Origin of the sequence: Rossellomorea sp. LJF3 (assembly GCF_037046045.1) — a bacterium.
In the GTDB taxonomy this organism is placed as follows: Bacteria; Bacillota; Bacilli; order Bacillales; family Bacillaceae_B; genus Rossellomorea.
Map to the genome: position 1 here is coordinate 248,018 of NZ_JBANLY010000004.1, position 19,104 is coordinate 267,121.

At 44.7% G+C, this 19,104-nt stretch carries 18 protein-coding genes; 12 read left to right on the forward strand and 6 right to left on the reverse strand.

Annotated elements, in window-relative coordinates; genetic code table 11:
- Nucleotides 1–130: 130 nt before the first annotated feature.
- The 3 genes from V8G47_RS06695 to rluF all read right to left on the reverse strand — a co-directional run bounded on the left by V8G47_RS06695 (nucleotide 131) and on the right by rluF (nucleotide 2,638).
- Entirely contained in the window at nucleotides 131–1,129 is a 999-nt protein-coding gene (locus V8G47_RS06695; RefSeq protein ID WP_336199423.1) for an inorganic phosphate transporter, read from the reverse strand.
- Between the two features lie 14 nt (nucleotides 1,130–1,143).
- A complete protein-coding gene (locus V8G47_RS06700; protein ID WP_336199424.1) occupies nucleotides 1,144–1,761 on the reverse strand; it encodes a DUF47 domain-containing protein in 618 nt (205 codons plus the stop codon).
- Between the two features lie 169 nt (nucleotides 1,762–1,930).
- Nucleotides 1,931–2,638, reverse strand: a complete 708-nt coding sequence (gene rluF, locus V8G47_RS06705; protein WP_336199425.1) for a 23S rRNA pseudouridine(2604) synthase RluF — start codon at nucleotides 2,636–2,638, stop codon at nucleotides 1,931–1,933.
- A 154-nt stretch (nucleotides 2,639–2,792) separates the two neighbouring features.
- Between rluF and V8G47_RS06710 the strand changes: the two genes are divergently transcribed.
- From V8G47_RS06710 to V8G47_RS06720, 3 genes are all read left to right on the forward strand, one after another.
- Nucleotides 2,793–3,566 (forward strand): MerR family transcriptional regulator, encoded by a 774-nt coding sequence (locus V8G47_RS06710; RefSeq protein ID WP_336199426.1) that lies wholly within the window; start codon nucleotides 2,793–2,795, stop codon nucleotides 3,564–3,566.
- Between the two features lie 85 nt (nucleotides 3,567–3,651).
- A complete protein-coding gene (locus tag V8G47_RS06715; protein WP_082386265.1) occupies nucleotides 3,652–3,798 on the forward strand; it encodes a DUF3934 family protein in 147 nt (48 codons plus the stop codon).
- Between the two features lie 292 nt (nucleotides 3,799–4,090).
- Nucleotides 4,091–4,291: a cold-shock protein gene (locus V8G47_RS06720; RefSeq protein WP_034762311.1), complete on the forward strand. Its 201-nt coding sequence runs from the start codon at nucleotides 4,091–4,093 to the stop codon at nucleotides 4,289–4,291.
- An 80-nt stretch (nucleotides 4,292–4,371) separates the two neighbouring features.
- Here V8G47_RS06720 and V8G47_RS06725 read toward each other — a convergent pair whose 3' ends face one another.
- Nucleotides 4,372–4,584 (reverse strand): hypothetical protein, encoded by a 213-nt coding sequence (locus V8G47_RS06725; protein ID WP_336199427.1) that lies wholly within the window; start codon nucleotides 4,582–4,584, stop codon nucleotides 4,372–4,374.
- A gap of 243 nt (nucleotides 4,585–4,827) precedes the next feature.
- Between V8G47_RS06725 and V8G47_RS06730 the strand changes: the two genes are divergently transcribed.
- The 8 genes from V8G47_RS06730 to V8G47_RS06765 all read left to right on the forward strand — a co-directional run bounded on the left by V8G47_RS06730 (nucleotide 4,828) and on the right by V8G47_RS06765 (nucleotide 14,640).
- Nucleotides 4,828–5,028 carry a cold-shock protein gene (locus V8G47_RS06730; RefSeq protein ID WP_060671790.1) on the forward strand — a complete coding sequence of 67 codons (201 nt, stop codon included), beginning with the start codon at nucleotides 4,828–4,830 and terminating at the stop codon, nucleotides 5,026–5,028.
- A 537-nt stretch (nucleotides 5,029–5,565) separates the two neighbouring features.
- On the forward strand, nucleotides 5,566–7,011 hold the full coding sequence (locus tag V8G47_RS06735) for a DEAD/DEAH box helicase (protein ID WP_336199428.1): 1,446 nt from the start codon (nucleotides 5,566–5,568) through the stop codon (nucleotides 7,009–7,011).
- A 117-nt stretch (nucleotides 7,012–7,128) separates the two neighbouring features.
- Nucleotides 7,129–7,995 carry an AraC family transcriptional regulator gene (locus V8G47_RS06740; protein ID WP_336199429.1) on the forward strand — a complete coding sequence of 289 codons (867 nt, stop codon included), beginning with the start codon at nucleotides 7,129–7,131 and terminating at the stop codon, nucleotides 7,993–7,995.
- Nucleotides 7,996–8,173: 178 nt separating this feature from the next.
- Nucleotides 8,174–9,190, forward strand: a complete 1,017-nt coding sequence (locus V8G47_RS06745; RefSeq protein ID WP_336199430.1) for a LacI family DNA-binding transcriptional regulator — start codon at nucleotides 8,174–8,176, stop codon at nucleotides 9,188–9,190.
- A gap of 134 nt (nucleotides 9,191–9,324) precedes the next feature.
- The gene (locus V8G47_RS06750; protein ID WP_336199431.1) at nucleotides 9,325–11,433 is read left to right on the forward strand and encodes an amylo-alpha-1,6-glucosidase; all 2,109 of its coding nucleotides are present in this window, start codon (nucleotides 9,325–9,327) and stop codon (nucleotides 11,431–11,433) included.
- 56 nt (nucleotides 11,434–11,489) lie between these two features.
- Complete coding sequence (locus tag V8G47_RS06755) at nucleotides 11,490–12,740, forward strand: ABC transporter substrate-binding protein (RefSeq protein ID WP_336199432.1); 1,251 nt, start codon at nucleotides 11,490–11,492, stop codon at nucleotides 12,738–12,740.
- A gap of 154 nt (nucleotides 12,741–12,894) precedes the next feature.
- Nucleotides 12,895–13,794, forward strand: coding sequence for a carbohydrate ABC transporter permease (locus V8G47_RS06760; protein ID WP_229593329.1), 900 nt, complete (start codon nucleotides 12,895–12,897; stop codon nucleotides 13,792–13,794).
- A 15-nt stretch (nucleotides 13,795–13,809) separates the two neighbouring features.
- Nucleotides 13,810–14,640, forward strand: coding sequence for a carbohydrate ABC transporter permease (locus tag V8G47_RS06765; RefSeq protein WP_336199433.1), 831 nt, complete (start codon nucleotides 13,810–13,812; stop codon nucleotides 14,638–14,640).
- Between the two features lie 127 nt (nucleotides 14,641–14,767).
- Here the strand turns inward: V8G47_RS06765 and V8G47_RS06770 are convergent, their stop codons facing one another.
- Together V8G47_RS06770 and V8G47_RS06775 are read right to left on the reverse strand one after the other, a co-directional pair.
- Nucleotides 14,768–17,935 carry a bifunctional cytochrome P450/NADPH--P450 reductase gene (locus V8G47_RS06770; RefSeq protein ID WP_336199434.1) on the reverse strand — a complete coding sequence of 1,056 codons (3,168 nt, stop codon included), beginning with the start codon at nucleotides 17,933–17,935 and terminating at the stop codon, nucleotides 14,768–14,770.
- A gap of 81 nt (nucleotides 17,936–18,016) precedes the next feature.
- Entirely contained in the window at nucleotides 18,017–18,586 is a 570-nt protein-coding gene (locus V8G47_RS06775; RefSeq protein WP_336199435.1) for a TetR/AcrR family transcriptional regulator, read from the reverse strand.
- A gap of 249 nt (nucleotides 18,587–18,835) precedes the next feature.
- Between V8G47_RS06775 and V8G47_RS06780 the strand changes: the two genes are divergently transcribed.
- Nucleotides 18,836–18,970: a hypothetical protein gene (locus tag V8G47_RS06780; protein WP_336199436.1), complete on the forward strand. Its 135-nt coding sequence runs from the start codon at nucleotides 18,836–18,838 to the stop codon at nucleotides 18,968–18,970.
- The last annotated feature ends 134 nt before the right edge of the window (nucleotides 18,971–19,104 follow it).

Sequence of the window (19,104 nt, forward strand, 5' to 3'; positions counted from 1 at the left end):
CATCACCAGGGGACGAGGGGGAATTGACCTTCCAGGGCACGCGTTACCTGGGTTTCGGGCGTGGTTATCTAAAAGATCAACGATAAAAGGAAGTCAAAAGGGAAGATTATCCCTTCTGACTTCCTTTTTATTAGAAAAATATATTCAAGATATAAAAGAAGATGGCGGCAAGACTTGCCGAAATGGGCAATGTGATGACCCATGTGATCAACATTCTTTGAGCCGTTCCCCACTTTACACCTTTCAGTCTGTGAGCGGAACCAACACCAAGGATTGAAGAAGAGATGACGTGTGTCGTACTGACCGGTAAGTGAATCGCTGTCGCCCCAAAAATGACGGCTGCTCCCGTCAAGTCTGCTGCCACACCATTCACTGGTCGGATCTTCATGATCTTTCCGCCAACGGTTTTGATGATCTTCCATCCGCCGATTGAGGTCCCTAGTCCCATGGCTGTTGCACAGGAAACCTGAACCCATGTCTGGATATCATCGGAGGTTTGATAATTGTTTACGATCAGGGCCATGGTGATGATCCCCATCGCTTTTTGCGCATCGTTCGTTCCATGGGTGAACGATTGAAGTGCCGCTGTCGCAATCTGGATCGAACGGAAATTACGGTTCGTTTTCGCCAAATTTCGATTCTTGAAAACGACCTTGAATATGCTATAGATGATGAAACCAATTACAAAAGCCAAAAGGGGTGAAAAAATCAATGCCTGGATGATTTTAATGAACCCTTTATAATTCAGTGCTGAGACACCGGCTGCAGCAATGGCCGCCCCTGCGATCGACCCGATCAATGCATGGGAGGAACTGCTCGGTATCCCGTAATACCACGTCACTAAATTCCAAGTGATGGCGGCAAGAAGCGCTGCCAGGATGACGATCGACCCGTTCTCCAGGGAAAAGGGGTCGACGATGTCCTTGGTGATCGTTTTGGCGACTCCTGTGAATGCTAGAGCTCCCACAAAATTCATGACGGCTGCCAGGATGATGGCATGCCTTGGTTTCAGTGCCTTTGTCGACACAGCTGTCGCGATGGCATTGGCCGTATCATGGAACCCGTTGATAAAATCAAATGCAAGGGCCCCCACAACAATAAGTATGGTTAAAATTAAGATTGTATCCATTCCTGCAAGACTCCTTAAGCATTCTTCATAATAATGGTTTCAAACGTATTGGCCACATTTTGACAATAGTCTGCGATTTCCTCAAGCTCTTCATAGATCTCCTTATATTGAATGATACGAATGGGATCCTTTTCCGTATGGAAGAGATGCTTGATGGATTGACGGAGAATCCCATCACATTTTGATTCTAAATCTTTGATCTTGATGGCATGCTCTCTGATCTGGATCCATTTTTTTGTGGATAACAGTTCGACAGCCGATTCAATTTCATCGGAACATTGACGGATCGCTTCGACAAACTTCAGCATATATTCGTCTGCCTGGGTGATGGAATACATTTCAAACATAGCGGATGTATGCTCGAGCCCATCCAGTACATCATCCATACTCATAGCCAGCGCCAGGATATCTTCCCGTTCAATCGGTGTGATGAACACTTTGTTCAAGTCCAAAATGACTTCATGCACAAAAGAATCCCCTTTTGTTTCATATTCCTTCATCTGACCGGAAAATTCTTTTAAATCACTCACATTATTCAGCTTATAATCAGCAAAATAATGTGCACTCACTTTCAGATTGCCAGCTATTTGACTAAGAAGTATAGCGAATTTATCCTTTTTCTTGAAAACCATATGTTCTCAAACCTCCACGAAATCTAGTTAGAATTTCTAAACCATTTAATAATAGCGTATATTGTCGAAAATAAGAAGGGGAAAATCCATTCATTTCTTGGAGCCTGCAAAGATAAAAAAGGACCGGTTCCCGACTGTTATGCAGTCTAGGCACCGGTCCTGTCTGTTATTACCATTCTTTTGGTTCGTAATCCAAATCCTGAAACAATCTCGCCTTTTCTTTTTTGGAAAGATCGCGCCACTGTCCGACAGGGAGATTCCCTAAATGAATATTCATGATCCGTGTACGCTGCAATCTGTATACCTCATATCCGAGTGCTTCACACATGCGGCGGATTTGTCGGTTCAACCCCTGGGTGAGGGTAATTTGAAAAACATATTTCGAAATCTGCTCCACTTTACATGGAAGTGTTTTCGTTCCAAGAATCTTGACGCCCTCTGACATCTGCTTGAGGAAGTCTTCTGAAATCGGACGGTCAACCGTGACGATGTATTCTTTCTCATGCTGATTTTCCGCGCGGAGGATTTCATTGACGATATCCCCGTCGTTCGTCAGAAGAATCAGTCCATCGGAATCCTTGTCCAGGCGTCCAATATTGAATATTCGCAGGGGATGGTTAACGAGATCCACGATATTCCCCTTGACCCCTTTTTCTGTCGTACTCGTTATACCGACAGGCTTATTCAGAGCGATGTATACATTGTTCCGGGCGACCCTTACAGGTGCTCCGCTCACCAATACATCGTCACCTGGATTCACTTGGTCACCGATCTTCGCGACCCGTCCGTTGATCGTGACCCTGCCTTCTGTGATCAACTTATCGGCCCCGCGTCTCGACGCCTTTCCAGCTTCACTGATATATTTATTAATTCGCATATTCAACACAACCTTATACTCAAAGTGATTATACTAAGAATATCGGACTGGCACTTTATTTTCAAGGAAATCCACATTCGCGGTTTTTGGAAGAAATCCCTTTACATTCACGCTGCGTCAACCTGTAAAGTAAGAATTGTCAGGAGGTGACATCATGGAATATACCGTTAAAAAATTAGGGGAGATCGCTGGGGTGAGCACGAGGACTATCCGCTATTATGATGAAATTGAGCTTCTGAAGCCGGCCAGGATCAATTCATCAGGATACCGGATTTACGGGCAGGAGGAAGTCGACCGCCTGCAGCAGATCCTCTTTTACAAAGAATTAGGTGTTGGACTGGATGAAATAAAGGATATTCTGGATGATCCCGCCTTCGACGCAACACTTGCATTACGGGAACACCGGGAAATATTACTGAACAGACGTGCTCAGCTTGATCAACTGATTGCGAATGTTGATAAAACATTACGTGTAAAGGAAGGGAGAAACATCATGTCGGATAAAGAAAAATTTGAAGGATTCAAAGAAAAAATGGTGGAAGAGAATGAGAAAAAGTATGGGAAAGAAGTGCGGGAGAAATATGGTGACAAGAGAGTGGACGAATCAAACGCGAAAGTCATGAACATGTCACAGGAAGAGTATGAAAAGGTCACGGGTCTCGAGAAGGAAATCAAAAAAATGCTGGGAGAAGCATTCCAAGACGGTGATCCTGGAAGTGAGATGGCTCAGAAAGCCGCTGATCTCCACAGGCAGTGGATTTCCCACTATTGGGGTCATTACAGCAAGGAAGCACATGCAGGACTCTCCCAGATGTACGTGGACGATGAACGATTCAAGGCCTATTATGATGGAGAACAAGAGGGAGTGGCCGAATTCCTGCGGGATGCGATCCACATTTATACCGGGCAGAAAAAAGAAGTGGAATAAACAAGAAGTACCCCGACCCACTAATCCGTGTTATGATATGGAGACGAACTTGAAAGAACGAACCTGATCATAACGGAGTGAAAAAATGAGTAAACCTAAGAAAAAGAGCGGAACAGGCCAGGGCACAGGCAAGAAAGGCTGGAACCGGTGGCAGGCAGGCGCCAATAAGAAAAAGAGCAACAAGCCTTACACAAGTAAAGGTGTAAAACACGGCAACAAGCAGGAAGATTAAGAATGCACGTCCATTTCCTTTTGGGAGTGGGCTTTTTTTCTGCAGATAGGAGAAGGGCAATATCATCTTCTTTCTATATAAAGAGAGACTGGTAAAGCACGACTTTCTCACAAGCGTTTATTAAAATGAAAAAAGAATTTGCTTTTTTTACGATTTCCTGTTATTCTAAGAAAGAATTATTTTTGTTCGGTCTGTAAGGAATGAAAGTATTTAAACTTTTCGCCTTTGATATCTAATTGAGCAATAATAGTAATAAATCGTGGATACAATGTCCACACAGGAGGATACACACATGCAAGAAGGTACAGTAAAATGGTTTAACGCAGAAAAAGGTTTCGGTTTCATCGAAATCGAAGGTGGAGAAGATGTATTCGTACATTTCTCAGCTATCCAAGGCGAAGGATTTAAATCTTTAGACGAAGGTCAAAAAGTTTCATTCGAAACTGAGCAAGGTCAACGCGGACTTCAAGCGACTAACGTTAACAAAATCTAATTGCTTTAAAAAGAAGGACTCTCTTTGAGGGTCCTTTTTTTTGCGAAAAAAAAAGTGCCTGCAATCAGGCACCATCTTAGTTACGTCAAAGCGTATTTCATAATTCCTTGAATGTAGATGGACGTTTCCTTCAACTCACATTCCCTGATCTTGATCTTTCCTTCTCTTTCTAATTCAGCTGCCACATTTTCGATGGTTTCTGCTTCTTCTCTGGATTTCACAGGAAGTTTGATCGTAAAAAAGTTTCCGCGACTTGCTTGACTCAGCTTTTTGAGTAATATGCTCTTATTCATTCGGCCATCCCCTTTATATCTTACTTTCGACAGAGGAGCGATATATTCCTTTATGTAGAGAGAGTGGAAGTAAATTTCGGGATGGATTTGCTTTTTATCAGATTATCTGTTACTCTTAGTAAGAATTATTTTTGTTCGGTCTGTAAGGAAAGAATAAGTTTTGAACTTTTCGCCTTTGATATCTAACTTGAGCAACGATAGTAATAAATCGTGGATGCAACATCCACACAGGAGGATACACACATGCAAGAAGGTACAGTAAAATGGTTTAACGCAGAAAAAGGTTTCGGTTTCATCGAAATCGAAGGTGGAGAAGATGTATTCGTACATTTCTCAGCTATCCAAGGCGAAGGATTCAAATCTTTAGACGAAGGTCAAAAAGTTACATTTGACACTGAGCAAGGTCAACGTGGACTTCAAGCGACTAACGTAAACAAAGCGTAATAGCTTTTGATGAAGGGACTCTCTCAGGAGGGTCCTTTTTTTATTGGTAATGAGGAGATTTGTCGGGGCTGAACGAGCCGACTGCGCTTTAGGGTTCTTCCAGCTCCGGCGGCTAGAGGCTCGAGGTCATAAGCTAAATAGGCCAGGAAGGCAAAGAGCGCCTTCCCGGCCCATTCATCTTATGCTTGTCGCCTCTGGGCAAGCCGCCTGCGCTTTAGGTGACTGCTTGCTCCGGCGGCTAGAGGCTCGAGGTCATAAGTCAAACAGGCCAAAAAGGCAAAGAGCGCCTTTCCAGCCTGTTCGCCTTATGCTTGTCGCCTCTGAGCAAGCCGCCTGCGCTTTAGGGTATAAAAAGGGACCGACAGCGTTCGTCGGTCCCGGAGACAACATGTTACAAGTTAAAAATGGTTAGGTAAAGCATAACACACTATTGGGGGATTACCTAAATAAATTTGAAAAGAATTTATAAGGGTGTGATTTTGTGAATAGAATGTGTACTTTCCTATGAAAATAAGAAAAACTAAATGAGGTTATGATATGTCAATCAAACAGTTTAAGGATTATAAGCTCAGTGGAGAGATTGTCAGGGCGCTGTCCGGTTTAGGATATGAAGCTCCTACAGAAGTACAATCCAAGGTACTCCCACTTGCTTTAGAGAAAAAAGATCTTGTTGTCCGTTCTCAAACGGGGAGCGGAAAGACGGCTTCTTTCGGGATTCCCCTATGCGAGATGGTGGAGTGGGAAGAAAATAAACCCCAGGCCCTGATTTTGACCCCGACACGGGAGCTTGCGGTTCAAGTCAAAGAAGACATCACGAATATTGGGAGATATAAGCGGATCAAAGCGGCAGCCGTATACGGAAAATCCCCTTTTCATCGCCAGAAGCTTGAGCTGAAGCAGAAAAATCATATCGTTGTCGGTACACCCGGCCGCGTCCTCGATCATATTGAGAAAGGGACCTTCCCACTGGATAGACTGGCGTATCTTGTCATTGATGAAGCCGATGAAATGCTTAACATGTGCTTTATTGATCAAGTAGAAGCAATCATTCAGGAACTGCCGGCTGATCGTGTGACGCTGACATTCTCTGCGACCTTACCAGAGGATGTCGAAGCACTCTGTCATAAATATATGAAGCAACCTGTTCATATTGAAATCAATGCAACGGGAATCACAACGGATAAAATCGAGCATTCAGTTCTAGAAGTGAGAGAAGAGGAGAAAATGTCCCTTCTGAAAAACGTGACTACCGTAGAAAATCCGGATAGCTGCATCATTTTTTGCAGGACGAAGGAAAATGTGGACACATTATGTGAAGAGTTGGACCGGTCAGGTTATCCTGTGGATAAAATCCATGGCGGCATGATTCAGGAAGCCAGGTTTGAAGTGATGGACGATTTTAAACGGGGAGATTTCTGGTACCTGGTGGCAACGGATGTGGCTGCGCGGGGAATCGATATCGAGAACATCACCCACGTGATTAATTATGATATGCCTATGGAGAAAGAAAGCTATGTACACCGTACCGGGAGAACGGGGAGGGCAGGTCAGACAGGTAAAGCGATTACGTTCTGCACGCCATATGAAGAGAAATTCCTTGATGAAATTGAGGGGTATATCGGATTTAAGATCCCTAAGCATACGGCGCCTGCGCGGGAAGCTGTGGATTTGGCCAAGCAGGATTTTGAACGGAAGCTGGATGAGGAACCCGATTTTAAAATGGACAAAAGTCAGCAGCTGAATAGAGACATCATGAAGCTCTATTTCAATGGCGGGAAGAAAAAGAAAATCAGGGCAGTCGATTTTGTCGGGACGATTGCGAAAATCGATGGCGTGACGGCTGAAGATATCGGCATCATCACCATCCAGGAAAATCTTTCGTATGTGGAGATCCTCAATGGAAAAGGGCCGTTGGTTTTGCAAGCCATGAAGAAAACGACGGTAAAAGGGAAGATGCTTAAGGTACATGAAGCAAGGAAATAAATGTAGTGGCCTTCTCCTGTGAGGAGGTCTTTTTTTTACACCCTGCAACATGGGGCACGATATGTCGGGTTGGTTGCTTTCATACTTGCTATTCTTAAGAAGAAGGAGGTCATGGAAATGGATACATTGAAGACGATGAATGACGCTTTACGGTATATTGAAGAAAACCTGACGGAAGAAATCGATTATGAAAAAGTGGCCAGGCGAGCCTATTGCTCGGAATATCACTTTAAACGGATGTTTTCATTCCTTGCCGGGATTTCACTGTCAGAATATATCCGGCGCCGTCGTTTGACCATGGCAGCACTTGAACTGCAAAACGGGGATGTAAAGGTGATTGATATAGCCTTGAAATATGGCTACTCATCACCCGATTCCTTTACGAGAGTCTTTCAAAAAATGCATGGGATCACTCCGTCACAAGCAAAGGGTCATTCAATCAAATCATTTCCACCGATGACCTTCCAGTTATCCATAAGAGGAGGCAATGAAATGAATTATCGAATCGTAGAGAAAGAACCGTTTTCCATTGTAGGAATCATGAAGCGGGTGCCCATCGTGTTTAATGGGGTGAACCCTGACATTGCAGACATGTGGCAGAGCCTGGATGAGAAAATGATCAATGGGTTAAAGAGCCTATCAAATGTTGAACCACAAGGATTGATTAGTGCATCCGTCAACTTTTCCGATGGCAGGATGGAAGAGAAGGGGGAGCTTGATCATTATATTGGCGCAGCTACAACAGATGAGTGTCCCCACGGCTTATCGAAACTTGATGTCCCTCGCCTGACCTGGGCAGTATTTGAAGCGGTCGGCCCATTTCCGGATACTCTGCAGCAGGTATGGGGGCGAATCTATTCTGAATGGTTTCCAACTTCAAGCTACGAACAAGCAAAGGGACCGGAGATATTGTGGAATGAAAGTAAAGATGTTACGTCTGATGCATTTAGAAGTGAAATATGGATACCCGTTAGGAAAAGGTGAGGAAGAGGCAGCGAATTCGTTTGGATTCGCTGCTTTTTTAATGGTCGGGATTCCGAAAGACTTGCTGCGGATTTCATGTGTTCCAAACCAACGTTATAGAAAAATAATATTGTAATCGTTTTCAACCTGTTGTATTATTCAGATAAAGGAAATCCGAAACGTTTTGGGAGATGTGCAAGTGACTACGATTAAAGATATTGCAAGAGTAGCTGGGGTGTCCGTTACGACGGTTTCAAGGGCGTTGAATGGGTACTCGGATGTCAATGAAGATACGAGAAAGAAGATTGCCCAAGTGGCAAAAGAGTTGAATTACAGTCCGAATTCCATTGCTCGGAGTCTGGTGATGAAGAAATCGAAGACGATTGGATTACTCGTTTCCGGATTCACGAAGGAAAGTGTGAAGGATAATTTTATCGTGGAAGTTCTTGCGGGCATTAATGATTTTGTGTCAGGTTCTGATTACGATCTTGTGTTATTTAATACGAATTCATCGAAGCAGCGAGAAAAGACCTATACTCAGCTTTGCAGGGAACGAAGAGTGGATGGAGTGATCATCCAGGGGATCAGAACCGATGATCCATATTTACACGAAGTGGTGGAAAGTGATATTCCCTGTGTATTGATCGATATTCCCCTTGAGTCTACGAATGTAAGTCATGTGACCACAGATAATGTGTCGGGGGCTGAAAAAGCGGTCCGGCATTTAATCGATCAGGGCCACAGGAATATCGGGATGATCAATGGGCACGAGTTTGCGTTTGTCAGTCAGCAGCGACTGGAAGGTTATCATGCCGCCTTGCGTCAAGCACAAATAGAAAGTAAACCCGACTACATCGTAAACGGCGCTTTTACTGAAGAAAGCGGAAGGGCAGCAGCCCATGGATTGCTTTCCTCAAACCCGGAAATCACCGCCATCTTTTGCTCCAGTGATTTAATGGCGATAGGGGCAATGAGTGCTGCGAAAGAGTTGGATATTAAAATTCCGGAAGATCTTTCGATTGTTGGATATGATGATATCCTCCTTGCTTCGTATGTGAGCCCTAAGCTTACGACCATCCGACAAAATAAATTTCAATTGGGTTATGAAGCGGCTAAATTATTATGGGATTTGTTAACGAATCAGTCTGAAACCCATCGAATGGTGTTGGAAACGAAATTGATCGAGAGGGAGAGTACGAACCGCATAATCGAATAAGAGTTGGCGTGTCATTTCACGGACCAGCCATTATTCAGGAGTAAATCCGAAACGTTTTGGATCCAATGGATATATTTTTTTACTCTTTTACCAAAACGTTTCGGAAACAATGTGTAAAAGTAGGAGGAACCTATATGAATTACAGAGTGATTAAAGAAAACAACTTATTTCTTCTTACAGATGAACAGGGAGATATCACTTCAGAGCACAGCTACGGGCTGGGTTTATACAAGAATGATACGAGGTATTTAAGCAAGTTAAATGTGAAAATCAATCATCAAAAACCGATTCTATTACATTCGGATGGATCTGAAAACTATATGTCTACGATTCTATCGACAAATCCCCACCAGGAAGAGGAGGGCAATCTTATTCTGTGGCGAGAATCCGTCGAGATCGAACGTAAGCGCTTTATTTATGATGATGTGTTATATGAAACGATAAAAACAAAAAACTATTACCCAAAGCCGGTCTCGTTTGAGTTGAGTATAGAAGTCGATGTGGACTTTAACGATATGTTTATCGTACGCGGCTTCCAAACGGGAAAGGTAGGAAAAAGAACGGGACAGAAAGTGGAAGACCAATCCCTCATCTTCCAATACGAAGGAGCAGACGGTATCAATCGCGCGACCAACATTCACTGGGATGCAAAGGCGAAAAATGTGAATGAAACTGGAGAGGTCACATTCCAGGTGGAGCTTCAGCATGAGGAAGAGCGATCCATTACATTTATGATCGTGCCCATGGAAAATGCAGAAACGAGAGATGACGTGTTACCTGTCGAAGAGGCCCTGCAAAGATTAAGAGTTTCTTATAAAAAATGGTCCGCTGGGTTAACAAAGGTAGAAACCGATTACGAACCACTTCAGCGTCTGGTGAACAGAGGGTTATCCGATCTTAGAGTGTTATTGAATGACACTGGATATGGAAAGTTTCCTGTAGCTGGTCTGCCTTGGTTCGGGGTACCATTTGGTCGCGATAGTCTTATTGCGGCACTGCAAATGATTGCCTTCCAGCCACAGGTTGCAAAAGGCACCCTGTTCACGATGGCGAGCGAGCAAGGAACGAAGGTGGATCCCTGGAGAGACGAACAACCAGGGAAGATCATGCATGAAATTCGCTATGGAGAGCTTGCGAATACGAATCAGATTCCGTTCACGCCTTATTACGGGACGATTGACGCCACACCGTTATTCCTTGTCCTGCTAACGGAGTATGTGAAATGGACAGGGGATTTCGGCACATTCCGAAAGCTTTCAAACAACGTAAAGAACGCTTTGAACTGGATTGACCAATATGGAGATCGAGATGGAGATCTTTTCCTTGAGTATCACCAGGAATCTTCCAAAGGAATTGCCAATCAGGGCTGGAAGGATTCCGGGGATTCCATCGTTCACCGAAACGGGGACTATGCGGATACGCCGATCGCGTTGGTAGAGGTCCAAGGCTATGTGTACCAGGCAAAACGGGGACTGGCTGCCATTTATGAAGCACTTGAGGATCATGATACAGCTTCCAGATTAAATGCAGAAGCGAAAAACCTACAAGAACGATTTGAACAGGAGTTTTGGATGGATGACCTTGAATTCTACGCCATCGCTCTTGATCGAAAGAAAGAGAAGGTAGGTACGATTACATCGAATCCTGGGCATGTGTTGTATTCGGAAATCATGACAGGGAACCGTGCTGATAAAGTCAGTCAAACATTAACAGGTGACAGCATGTTCTCCGGTTACGGAATCCGTACGATGGGGAAAGGGGAAGCAGGCTATAACCCGATGAGCTACCATGATGGAAGTGTCTGGCCTCATGATAACAGTATGACTTTGCTCGGATTAAGCAAGCTGGGATTAACGGCTGAAGCGAAGAAGGTCATGAGTGGGCTGATTGATGCGTCCCGTCATTTCGAATACGACCGCCTTCCCGAATTATTCTGCGGGTACGAGTCAACGATCGGAAAGGCAGTAAAGTATCCTGTCGCATGTTCTCCGCAAGCATGGGCAGCGGGGACACCTCTTGTGTTTGTTCAATCTTTATTGGGGCTTTTCCCGAATAGCCTTCAAAAAGAGATTCATTTACATCCGATTTTACTCAATGGGATGAATACCTTAACGGTTCAAAATATTGCGATTGGTGATGGAGTGCTTTCTCTCTCCGTTGTACGAAATGGTGACAAAGTAGATACCACGATTATGGAAAACTCAACCGGCTATGACATTGTAAAAGAAAAACAAACAGTTTAGGTACACCTGGGAATAAGCTTCCTATTTTTCATAAATCAATAAAGGGGTTGGAAGAAATGGTGAAAATGAAGTGGATGGCGAGTTTAGGAATGACGACGATGTTAGTGGGATCAGTGCTTGCGGGATGCAGTGGTTCGGATGAGAAAGCAAGTTCAAACGGCGGGGATGGTGAAAAAGTGGAAATCACCCTTGCAGGCTGGGGTGGGAATCCTTCAGAGCAAAAGCTCCTGAAGCAAACCCTTGAAGACTTTGAAGCGAAGCATCCAAATATCGATGTAAAGCACGAAGTCATTTCTGAGCAGTACATGGATGTCTTGAAAACGCGTCTTATCGGTGGGGAAGGACCGGATGTCTTCTATCTTGATGCCCTGGAAGCACCTGCCCTGATTGACACCGGGGTCGTTGAACCACTGGATGATTATGTGACGGAAGACTTTGATGTGAAAGATTTCGAGAAGCCGATGCTTGAAGCATTTCAAGTCGATGGAAAAACGTACGGATTTCCGAAAGATTACTCGACTTTAGCACTCTTCTATAATAAGAAGATGTTTGAAGAGGCGGGTGTCGAAGTTCCGAAAACATGGGAAGAACTCCGTGAAGTTTCAAAAGCCCTGACGAAAGATGGCGTCTATGGATTTGGTGTGGCTCCTGAGCTCGCCCGTCTTTACCACATCGCACAGGCAACGGGTGGGGAAGTCGTGAAGGATGACAAAGCGAACTTTGCTTCTGATAAAGTGGTGAATGCCCTTCAGCCGATCATCGACCAGCATAACAAAGACAAAACCTCTGCACAGGCTTCAGAAGTCGGAGCGAACTGGGGTGGAGAAATGTTCGGACAAGAAAAAGCGGCCATGGTCATTGAAGGGAACTGGACGATTCCATTTTTAGAGGATACATTTCCTGATGTAGAATACGGAACGGCTGAATTACCGACCATTGATGGAAAAAAAGGAACAATGGCTTACACGGTGGGATATGTGATGAATGCCGCATCTGAAAAGAAGGAAGCTTCATGGGAGCTGATTTCGTATCTGACAGGTAAAGAAGGAATGGAAACTTGGACATCCAAAGGATTTGCCCTTCCGACACGTAAGTCAGTTGCTGAAAAATTAGGATATGACAAAGATGAATTAAGGGGTGCACTGGTAGCAGGAGCACCATATGCAACAGTTTGGGCAGAAGGAAAGAATCTGCCGATCATCATGAATAACTTTAACAACCAGTTCATCGCAGCCTTCCTGGGAGACCGCCCATTGGATGAAGCTCTGAAAGAAGCACAGGAACAGGCAAATAGCGAAATTCAATAATCTTTCTAAAGGTACCTGGCACTCATGAACGTGTCAGGTACAACTTTACCATTGACTGTATTCTTTCTTTTTAGGTCTTGGCTTTTAGACCTTGGCGGAAAGAATACAGGTAATAGGTGCAGGTTAACGAGACAGATAGAAAGTAGGGATAAGAATGAACAAACCATCTTCCAAAAAAAGATTAAAAGATGCAGGACAAGGATACTTATTTATGTCACCGACACTGCTGGTATTAGCCGTGTTTATCATTGGACCGATTCTATATGCCATTTTTTTATCCTTTCATAAAGTTCAACTCCTTGGTGATATGAGTTTCGATTTTGTGGCTTTCGACAATTTTACCAGGATCATGGAAGACAACCGGGCCATCATTGCGTTGAAAAACACAGCGAAATATGTGCTGATCGTGGTACCGACACAAACCTTCCTCGCCTTGGTATTAGCTGCTACGTTAAATGCAGGATTAAAGGGTGAGAAGCTGTTCCGGATCGTCTACTTCTTACCGACGTTAACGTCTTCAGCCGTATTGACCCTGATTTTTATGTGGATGTACAACAAAGAAGGGTTGATCAATAACATATTAGATAAAGTCGGTTTGCCCACCTACAATTTTCTGGGAGATCCCGATATCGCCTTGAATGCCATCATGCTGATGAATATTTGGGCGACGGCTCCGTTTTTCATGGTCATTTATCTTGCTGCCCTACAGGATATTCCCGACTCTTTATACGAAGCTGCTGAACTGGACGGAGCGAGTGCCATTCAGAAGTTCTTCTATGTGACTGTTCCGTTCCTCAGACCGGTTACATCCTTCGTGGTGATCATGGGAGTCATCGGCACGTTCCAGTTGTTTGATCAATCGTATATCTTCTCAGGGGGATCCGGGGGACCCAATAACTCGACGTTAACGGTCGTGCTCTTAATCTATCAATATGCGTTTAAATCATTGGGATCCATGGGATATGCAGCGGCCCTCGCCTTTGCACTGGCTCTCATCATCCTGGTGGCCACCTTGATACAACGTAAATTCTCTAAAGAAGAATCACTCTATTAATGGGGGGACTAAAGCATGAATTCAAAGAAAAAGACGTTCAGTAAACGTCTCCTGTACATCGTTTTGATCGGCTATGCCATCACGACCCTGATCCCATTTCTATGGGCACTGTCTTCTTCATTTAAAACGCTGGAAGAAATCATAAGCGGGGCAATGAACTTCATACCAAAGAATTTCACTTTAGATAATTATAAACAAATCTTCATCAAACAGGAGCTGTTTCCGAGATGGTTGTTCAATAGTTTGTTCATCGCTGTAGTCGGTACCGCTTTAAATATCATTTTTAATTCCATGTCCGGATATGCCTTGGCAAGGTTGAGCTTTCCAGGAAAAAAGGCATTGTTCATCATGATCCTGGCTGTCCTGATGATCCCGGCACAGGTCACCATGATTCCGAACTACTTAATTTTAAAGGAAATCGGATGGCTTAACTCTTATCAGGGGATGATCGTACCGGCGATGATCAATGCGACTTTCATATTTATGATGAGACAATTCTTCATCAACTTCCCGAAGGAACTGGAAGAGGCTGCCCAGATCGATGGTCTCAACCGTTTCGGTATCTTCTTCAAAGTCGTGTTGCCACTGGCCAAACCGGCCCTGGCTGCCCAGGCGATCTTTGTCTTTATGGGCTTTTGGAACAACTTCATGACTCCATTGATCGTCATGACGGATACGGAAATGTATACCTTGCCGTTAGGGCTGAACACCTTCAAAGGACAGTATGTCAGCTATTGGAATTACATCATGGCAGCATCGATGGTATTTACACTTCCCGTTCTGTTGTTGTATGCATTCTTTAATCGGTACTTTATTAAGGGGATTTCGTTTACAGGTGGGAAATAGCAGTTGGGGGAGCTTCCGAAGCGGAAGCTCTTTTTTTTAGGTTAATTGTGGTACATGTAAGTTGGACATGTCCGAATCCATTACGATCACTAAAAAAGCGAACCCTATAAGGATTCGCTTTTTCACATCATGCCCCTGCCCAAACATCCTTCGCGTATCGACCATCCTCTTCCAATGATCTGAGCCATTTATCGGCTTCTTCTTTCGATGTTTGATAGAAACGCATATAGCTTTCTACTAACGTCTTTTCTACATCCGGAGCCATTTTGCTTCCGTCACCACAGATGTATAGTCGTCCGCCTTCTTTCAATAATGGCAGGATTTCTTCTGCATTTTCTGCGAGTCGGTGCTGGACGTATGCTTTTTCTTGACCCGGGCATCTTGAGAATGCCGTATGGAGTGTGACGATCCCGTCTTTTTCCGCTTGTTCCAATTCGCTCTGATACAGGTAATCGTGCTCCGGATTGCGGCAACCGAAGTAGAGATGGGCCGCACCGAGTGCTTTTCCTTGCTCCTTAAGAACACCACGTGCCTGGATGAATCCTCTGAATGGAGCGATTCCCGTTCCCGGTCCGATCATGACAATCGGGGTTTCACTATCCTCAGGAAGCTGAAAGTTCGATTGTGGTGTAGAGATAAAGCAGGCGATTTTGTCTCCTTGGGATCGCTCTGCCAGGTAGTTGGATGCGATTCCTTTGTATTCACCATGTCCGCTCCAGGCATCTCCCCGGACGACGCTGACGGTGATGGTTGCCTCTCCGTTTTTGTATAAAGGTGAGCTTGAAATCGAATAATACCGTGCCTTTAATGATGGAAGAAGTGCAAGGAATCTTTCAAACGGTATTTCACATGCCATGTACTTCTCCACAAGATCAAGCATCGTTACTCGTTTACTTAATACCGACTCTTTATACGTCTCATCTTTTAGTAGTTCCTCGAGTTCCACGACGTGAGGAGGGCAGACAGTATGAGCGGCCAGGGTCCTGATTTGAGAACGGGTAGCGGGTTCTTGGAACTCTACATAATTGGCCAGTAATTCATAAAGTTTTACAGGCTTTTCTGTAGGGAGGTGCGCCGCTTTACCGGAATCACCCGTCAATGTAACGAAGTCCTGTGCGTTCAGGTTGAATCGACTGAGCACTCGCTCGACAAGAGACGACGGATTTTGCGGAAGAACCCCGATATGGTCGCCTTCCTGATAGGTAACACCTTCTGGCAGCGTGAGGGTGATATGTCTCGTGCTCCTGTCGCTTTCTGCGTGGTGTAACTCTGTATTCTCATTTACCACCGCGGTAAAGGCATGGTGAGTGCGTGCCAGCGGTGTGTCGCTCACATCACTGACGTAATTCATGGTAATCGAGCTATTTGCTCCATCATTCTGATGGAGTTCGATGTTCAAGTCATCAGCCAGGTTTGGCCAAAGGGACTCTGCCCATTTTTCATAATCCCCTTCAAAGTCGTCGCTTGCATCACCGTGCCCGATTTCAGCGATGCGGTGTCCGCCTTTTTCAAACAGCTGTTCATCTATGAAGTTAGGGATCCTCTGATACGTAGTCGCCCAGTTATGGTCACCACATCCGAACACTGCGTAATGAACCCCTTCAAAGTCATTAGGCCCACTTTCTTTCAGCATGGAAATGAATTGACCTGCGTTGTCAGGCGGGTTTCCGTTATAGGAAGCAGAGACCATGATGACCGCTCCTGCTGTTGGGAGTCCATCACTGTATTCATCCAATGTAGCGATCTCTGTCCGGAATCCTTGTTGACGGCCTGTTTCCCCCAGATCCCGGGCAATTCCTTCCGCTGTTCCCATGTTTGAACCATATAGGACGAGCAAAGGTGTGCCGTGGGATGATTCTACCGGGACAGATGCAGCAGTTTTTTCCGGTTTTGCTTCTTCGGAGGAAGCGATTGAGAATGCCATGGCAGGCTTACGGGGGGAAACCCGCATCGTCAATCCATCAGGCTTGAGAGTCAGCGTTTCTTTGACGTCCAGTTGATAGTCTTGATGATCGATCAGGTCAAAATGCTGCAGGACCATTCCGAGCACCAGTGTCGCTTCATGAAGGGCGAACTGCTGCCCGATGCAGGCGCGCTGCCCATTACCGAACGGTTTGTACGCGTGATAGGGAATGGAAGACGGGTCTTCGAATCGTTCAGGAATGAATGATTCCACGTCATCTCCCCATACGGATGGATCCCGATGTAATTCAGGGATGACGAGTGTGAACACATCATCTTTTTTGACATCATATTGGCCGCCAAGTGTTGTGTCGTCTTTGGCATATACAGAAAATGCAGGGGCGGTCGGCCAAAGTCTCAGCGTTTCATTCAAGACCATGCGAACATACTTCAACTGTTTCACTTGCTTATAGTCAGGAATGGAATCTCCCACCACGCGATCGACTTCCTCTTGAGCTTTTTTTAATTTTTCCCGGTTGTTCATCAGGTAGTAAAGGGCGAAGGAGAGGAGTCCACTCGTGGTTTCATGACCTGCAATCAAGAAGGTAATGATTTGAAAGCGGATGTTTTCGTCACTGAGCGCCTCGCCTGTTTCGGGATCCGTTCCTTTCAACATATAGGAGAGGAGATCTTCTTCCCCTTGATCCCCGGTTGACTTGCGGTCGGCAATCAAGTCATCGACAAGGGAGAACATGTACTCGATGTCTTCCCTGAATTGTTTCTTCGATTTGATCATCAGTTTATCTTGAAGACCGAGGCGTTGTGATTGGTTCATCGCTTCATCCAGAGCCCGCACCATACTGTCGACAAAGGGGTGGGAGGTTTCCCGGTAGAAGCTGTTAAAACGGAAATTGAAACCACAGAGTCCGATGGTATCCAGGGTCAGACGGGTCATATCCTCAGGGACGTCAATCTCATCTGCTGGGTTTAGGCGTGCCCATTTTTGGATGAGCTGGGTGGCGAGGTCCACCATCTTTGAGTGGTAGCCTTTCATGGCCTGCTGGCTGAAACTTGGCAGCAGGATATTATGCGCCTTCTTCCAGTTCATCTCTGTCGTTTCACTGGTGAAAAGTCCGTCTCCACCAAAGGCTCTCACTTTTTGCAGGGCCGGTCCGACTTTTTTATCAAAACGGGTTTCATCGCATATTTCTTTTGCAAGGGAAGCACTGGAAACAAAGGTGCTCATTCTGCCAGGAAACTGGAACTGATAGATGGGTCCCAGTTCCCTGGAAAGCTTCATAAATGATTGAAGGGGTTTTTCTTTATCGATTACGGGCAAATTCCCGAGTGGTCCATACGTTTTCGGTTGTGGATATTGAGATTGTTGTGTCATGGTTTCTTCACCTCATATTAAAGTTTGGTAGTGGCGGAATGAACGTTCATTCCGTTTGGGATATGAGAAACGAATCGCTTCTCACATATGTAATCGAACAGCGTCCCACATACTTTCCTCTACATCTGCAAGCATGGAGGCATCAGGCTCTAATTCTCCGATCCGGACAAGTCGCTGAAGCTCGAGAAAGGCACCATAAAGGATGGCAATCAAAGCCGTGGAAGGCAGGTTCTTGATGATCTTCTTCTCTTTTCCGGAATCGAAGAAGCATTTAAATAAATTCAACAGTTCCTCAAAGCATGTGTGACTTTCTTTATTCAGGAAATGGGCGCTGCTGTGTGTCCTGATGAAGTAGAGAGCCTGGCTTTGTTCTTTTGTAAATTGAATCATCGATTGGAAAATATGATGAAATTGCTTCCGTATCGACTGCTCATAAGGGAAAGCATTTTCCACCGTGTTCGTAAAAATCTTCACATATTCTTGAAATATCGTATTCCCAAGGACTTCTTTATTTTCAAAATAGCGATAGATGGTTCCTGCTCCCACGCCTGCGGACGAGGCAATCATGGGAATCGTGGTGGCGTCATAACCCCGCTCTGCAAATAGAGCCAGTGAACTCGCTACAATGCTGTCCCGCTTATTTAATGCCATTGACATACTACCTCAGCCTTTCATAACGGTAATGCGGAATGAATGTTCATTCCAGTATAGTGTATACCCATGTGAAAGTGTTCTCAATCACACGAAATACCCATTATTTGTGAAGGTTTTGTTAAGACGGGGTATGGCCCTTTTTTCTTTTCTATTATATTTGCCGGTCCCACTCTAGCATTTTTTCATAGAATAACCATGTAAGAGAGCTCACTTACTAGAGTTATGAATAGAAAGGAGGGATTCTATATGCCGTTAGGGCTAATTGCCTTTCTAATCGCCGCTTTATTACTTGTCGCATGGTTATTGGTTTCGATTCTGGCTCCAAACAGCAACCTGGTAGCTGTTTTGAGAAATGCCGTTGGAAGTACTTTAGGATTCTAATGTACAAAAGACCCTAATTTTTTGAGGCCACTGAAGAACTATTGCCTCTCAGAGATAGTTAAATAAAAAATGGCCCGTTTGGAGTGAATTTTTCCAAACGGGCCATTTTTTTAGAAGAAAAAGGGGGCTCTCTC

Excerpts from the sequence above, each read along its gene's own strand:
- V8G47_RS06695 (WP_336199423.1), bottom strand. The coding sequence starts at position 1,129 with ATGGATACAATCTTAATTTTAACCATACTTATTGTTGTGGGGGCCCTT.
- V8G47_RS06700 (WP_336199424.1), bottom strand. The coding sequence starts at position 1,761 with ATGGTTTTCAAGAAAAAGGATAAATTCGCTATACTTCTTAGTCAAATA.
- rluF (WP_336199425.1), bottom strand. The coding sequence starts at position 2,638 with ATGCGAATTAATAAATATATCAGTGAAGCTGGAAAGGCGTCGAGACGC.
- V8G47_RS06710 (WP_336199426.1), top strand. The coding sequence starts at position 2,793 with ATGGAATATACCGTTAAAAAATTAGGGGAGATCGCTGGGGTGAGCACG.
- V8G47_RS06715 (WP_082386265.1), top strand. The coding sequence starts at position 3,652 with ATGAGTAAACCTAAGAAAAAGAGCGGAACAGGCCAGGGCACAGGCAAG.
- V8G47_RS06720 (WP_034762311.1), top strand. The coding sequence starts at position 4,091 with ATGCAAGAAGGTACAGTAAAATGGTTTAACGCAGAAAAAGGTTTCGGT.
- V8G47_RS06725 (WP_336199427.1), bottom strand. The coding sequence starts at position 4,584 with ATGAATAAGAGCATATTACTCAAAAAGCTGAGTCAAGCAAGTCGCGGA.
- V8G47_RS06730 (WP_060671790.1), top strand. The coding sequence starts at position 4,828 with ATGCAAGAAGGTACAGTAAAATGGTTTAACGCAGAAAAAGGTTTCGGT.
- V8G47_RS06735 (WP_336199428.1), top strand. The coding sequence starts at position 5,566 with ATGTCAATCAAACAGTTTAAGGATTATAAGCTCAGTGGAGAGATTGTC.
- V8G47_RS06740 (WP_336199429.1), top strand. The coding sequence starts at position 7,129 with ATGGATACATTGAAGACGATGAATGACGCTTTACGGTATATTGAAGAA.
- V8G47_RS06750 (WP_336199431.1), top strand. The coding sequence starts at position 9,325 with ATGAATTACAGAGTGATTAAAGAAAACAACTTATTTCTTCTTACAGAT.
- V8G47_RS06755 (WP_336199432.1), top strand. The coding sequence starts at position 11,490 with ATGGTGAAAATGAAGTGGATGGCGAGTTTAGGAATGACGACGATGTTA.
- V8G47_RS06760 (WP_229593329.1), top strand. The coding sequence starts at position 12,895 with ATGAACAAACCATCTTCCAAAAAAAGATTAAAAGATGCAGGACAAGGA.
- V8G47_RS06765 (WP_336199433.1), top strand. The coding sequence starts at position 13,810 with ATGAATTCAAAGAAAAAGACGTTCAGTAAACGTCTCCTGTACATCGTT.
- V8G47_RS06770 (WP_336199434.1), bottom strand. The coding sequence starts at position 17,935 with ATGACACAACAATCTCAATATCCACAACCGAAAACGTATGGACCACTC.
- V8G47_RS06775 (WP_336199435.1), bottom strand. The coding sequence starts at position 18,586 with ATGGCATTAAATAAGCGGGACAGCATTGTAGCGAGTTCACTGGCTCTA.
- V8G47_RS06780 (WP_336199436.1), top strand. The coding sequence starts at position 18,836 with ATGCCGTTAGGGCTAATTGCCTTTCTAATCGCCGCTTTATTACTTGTC.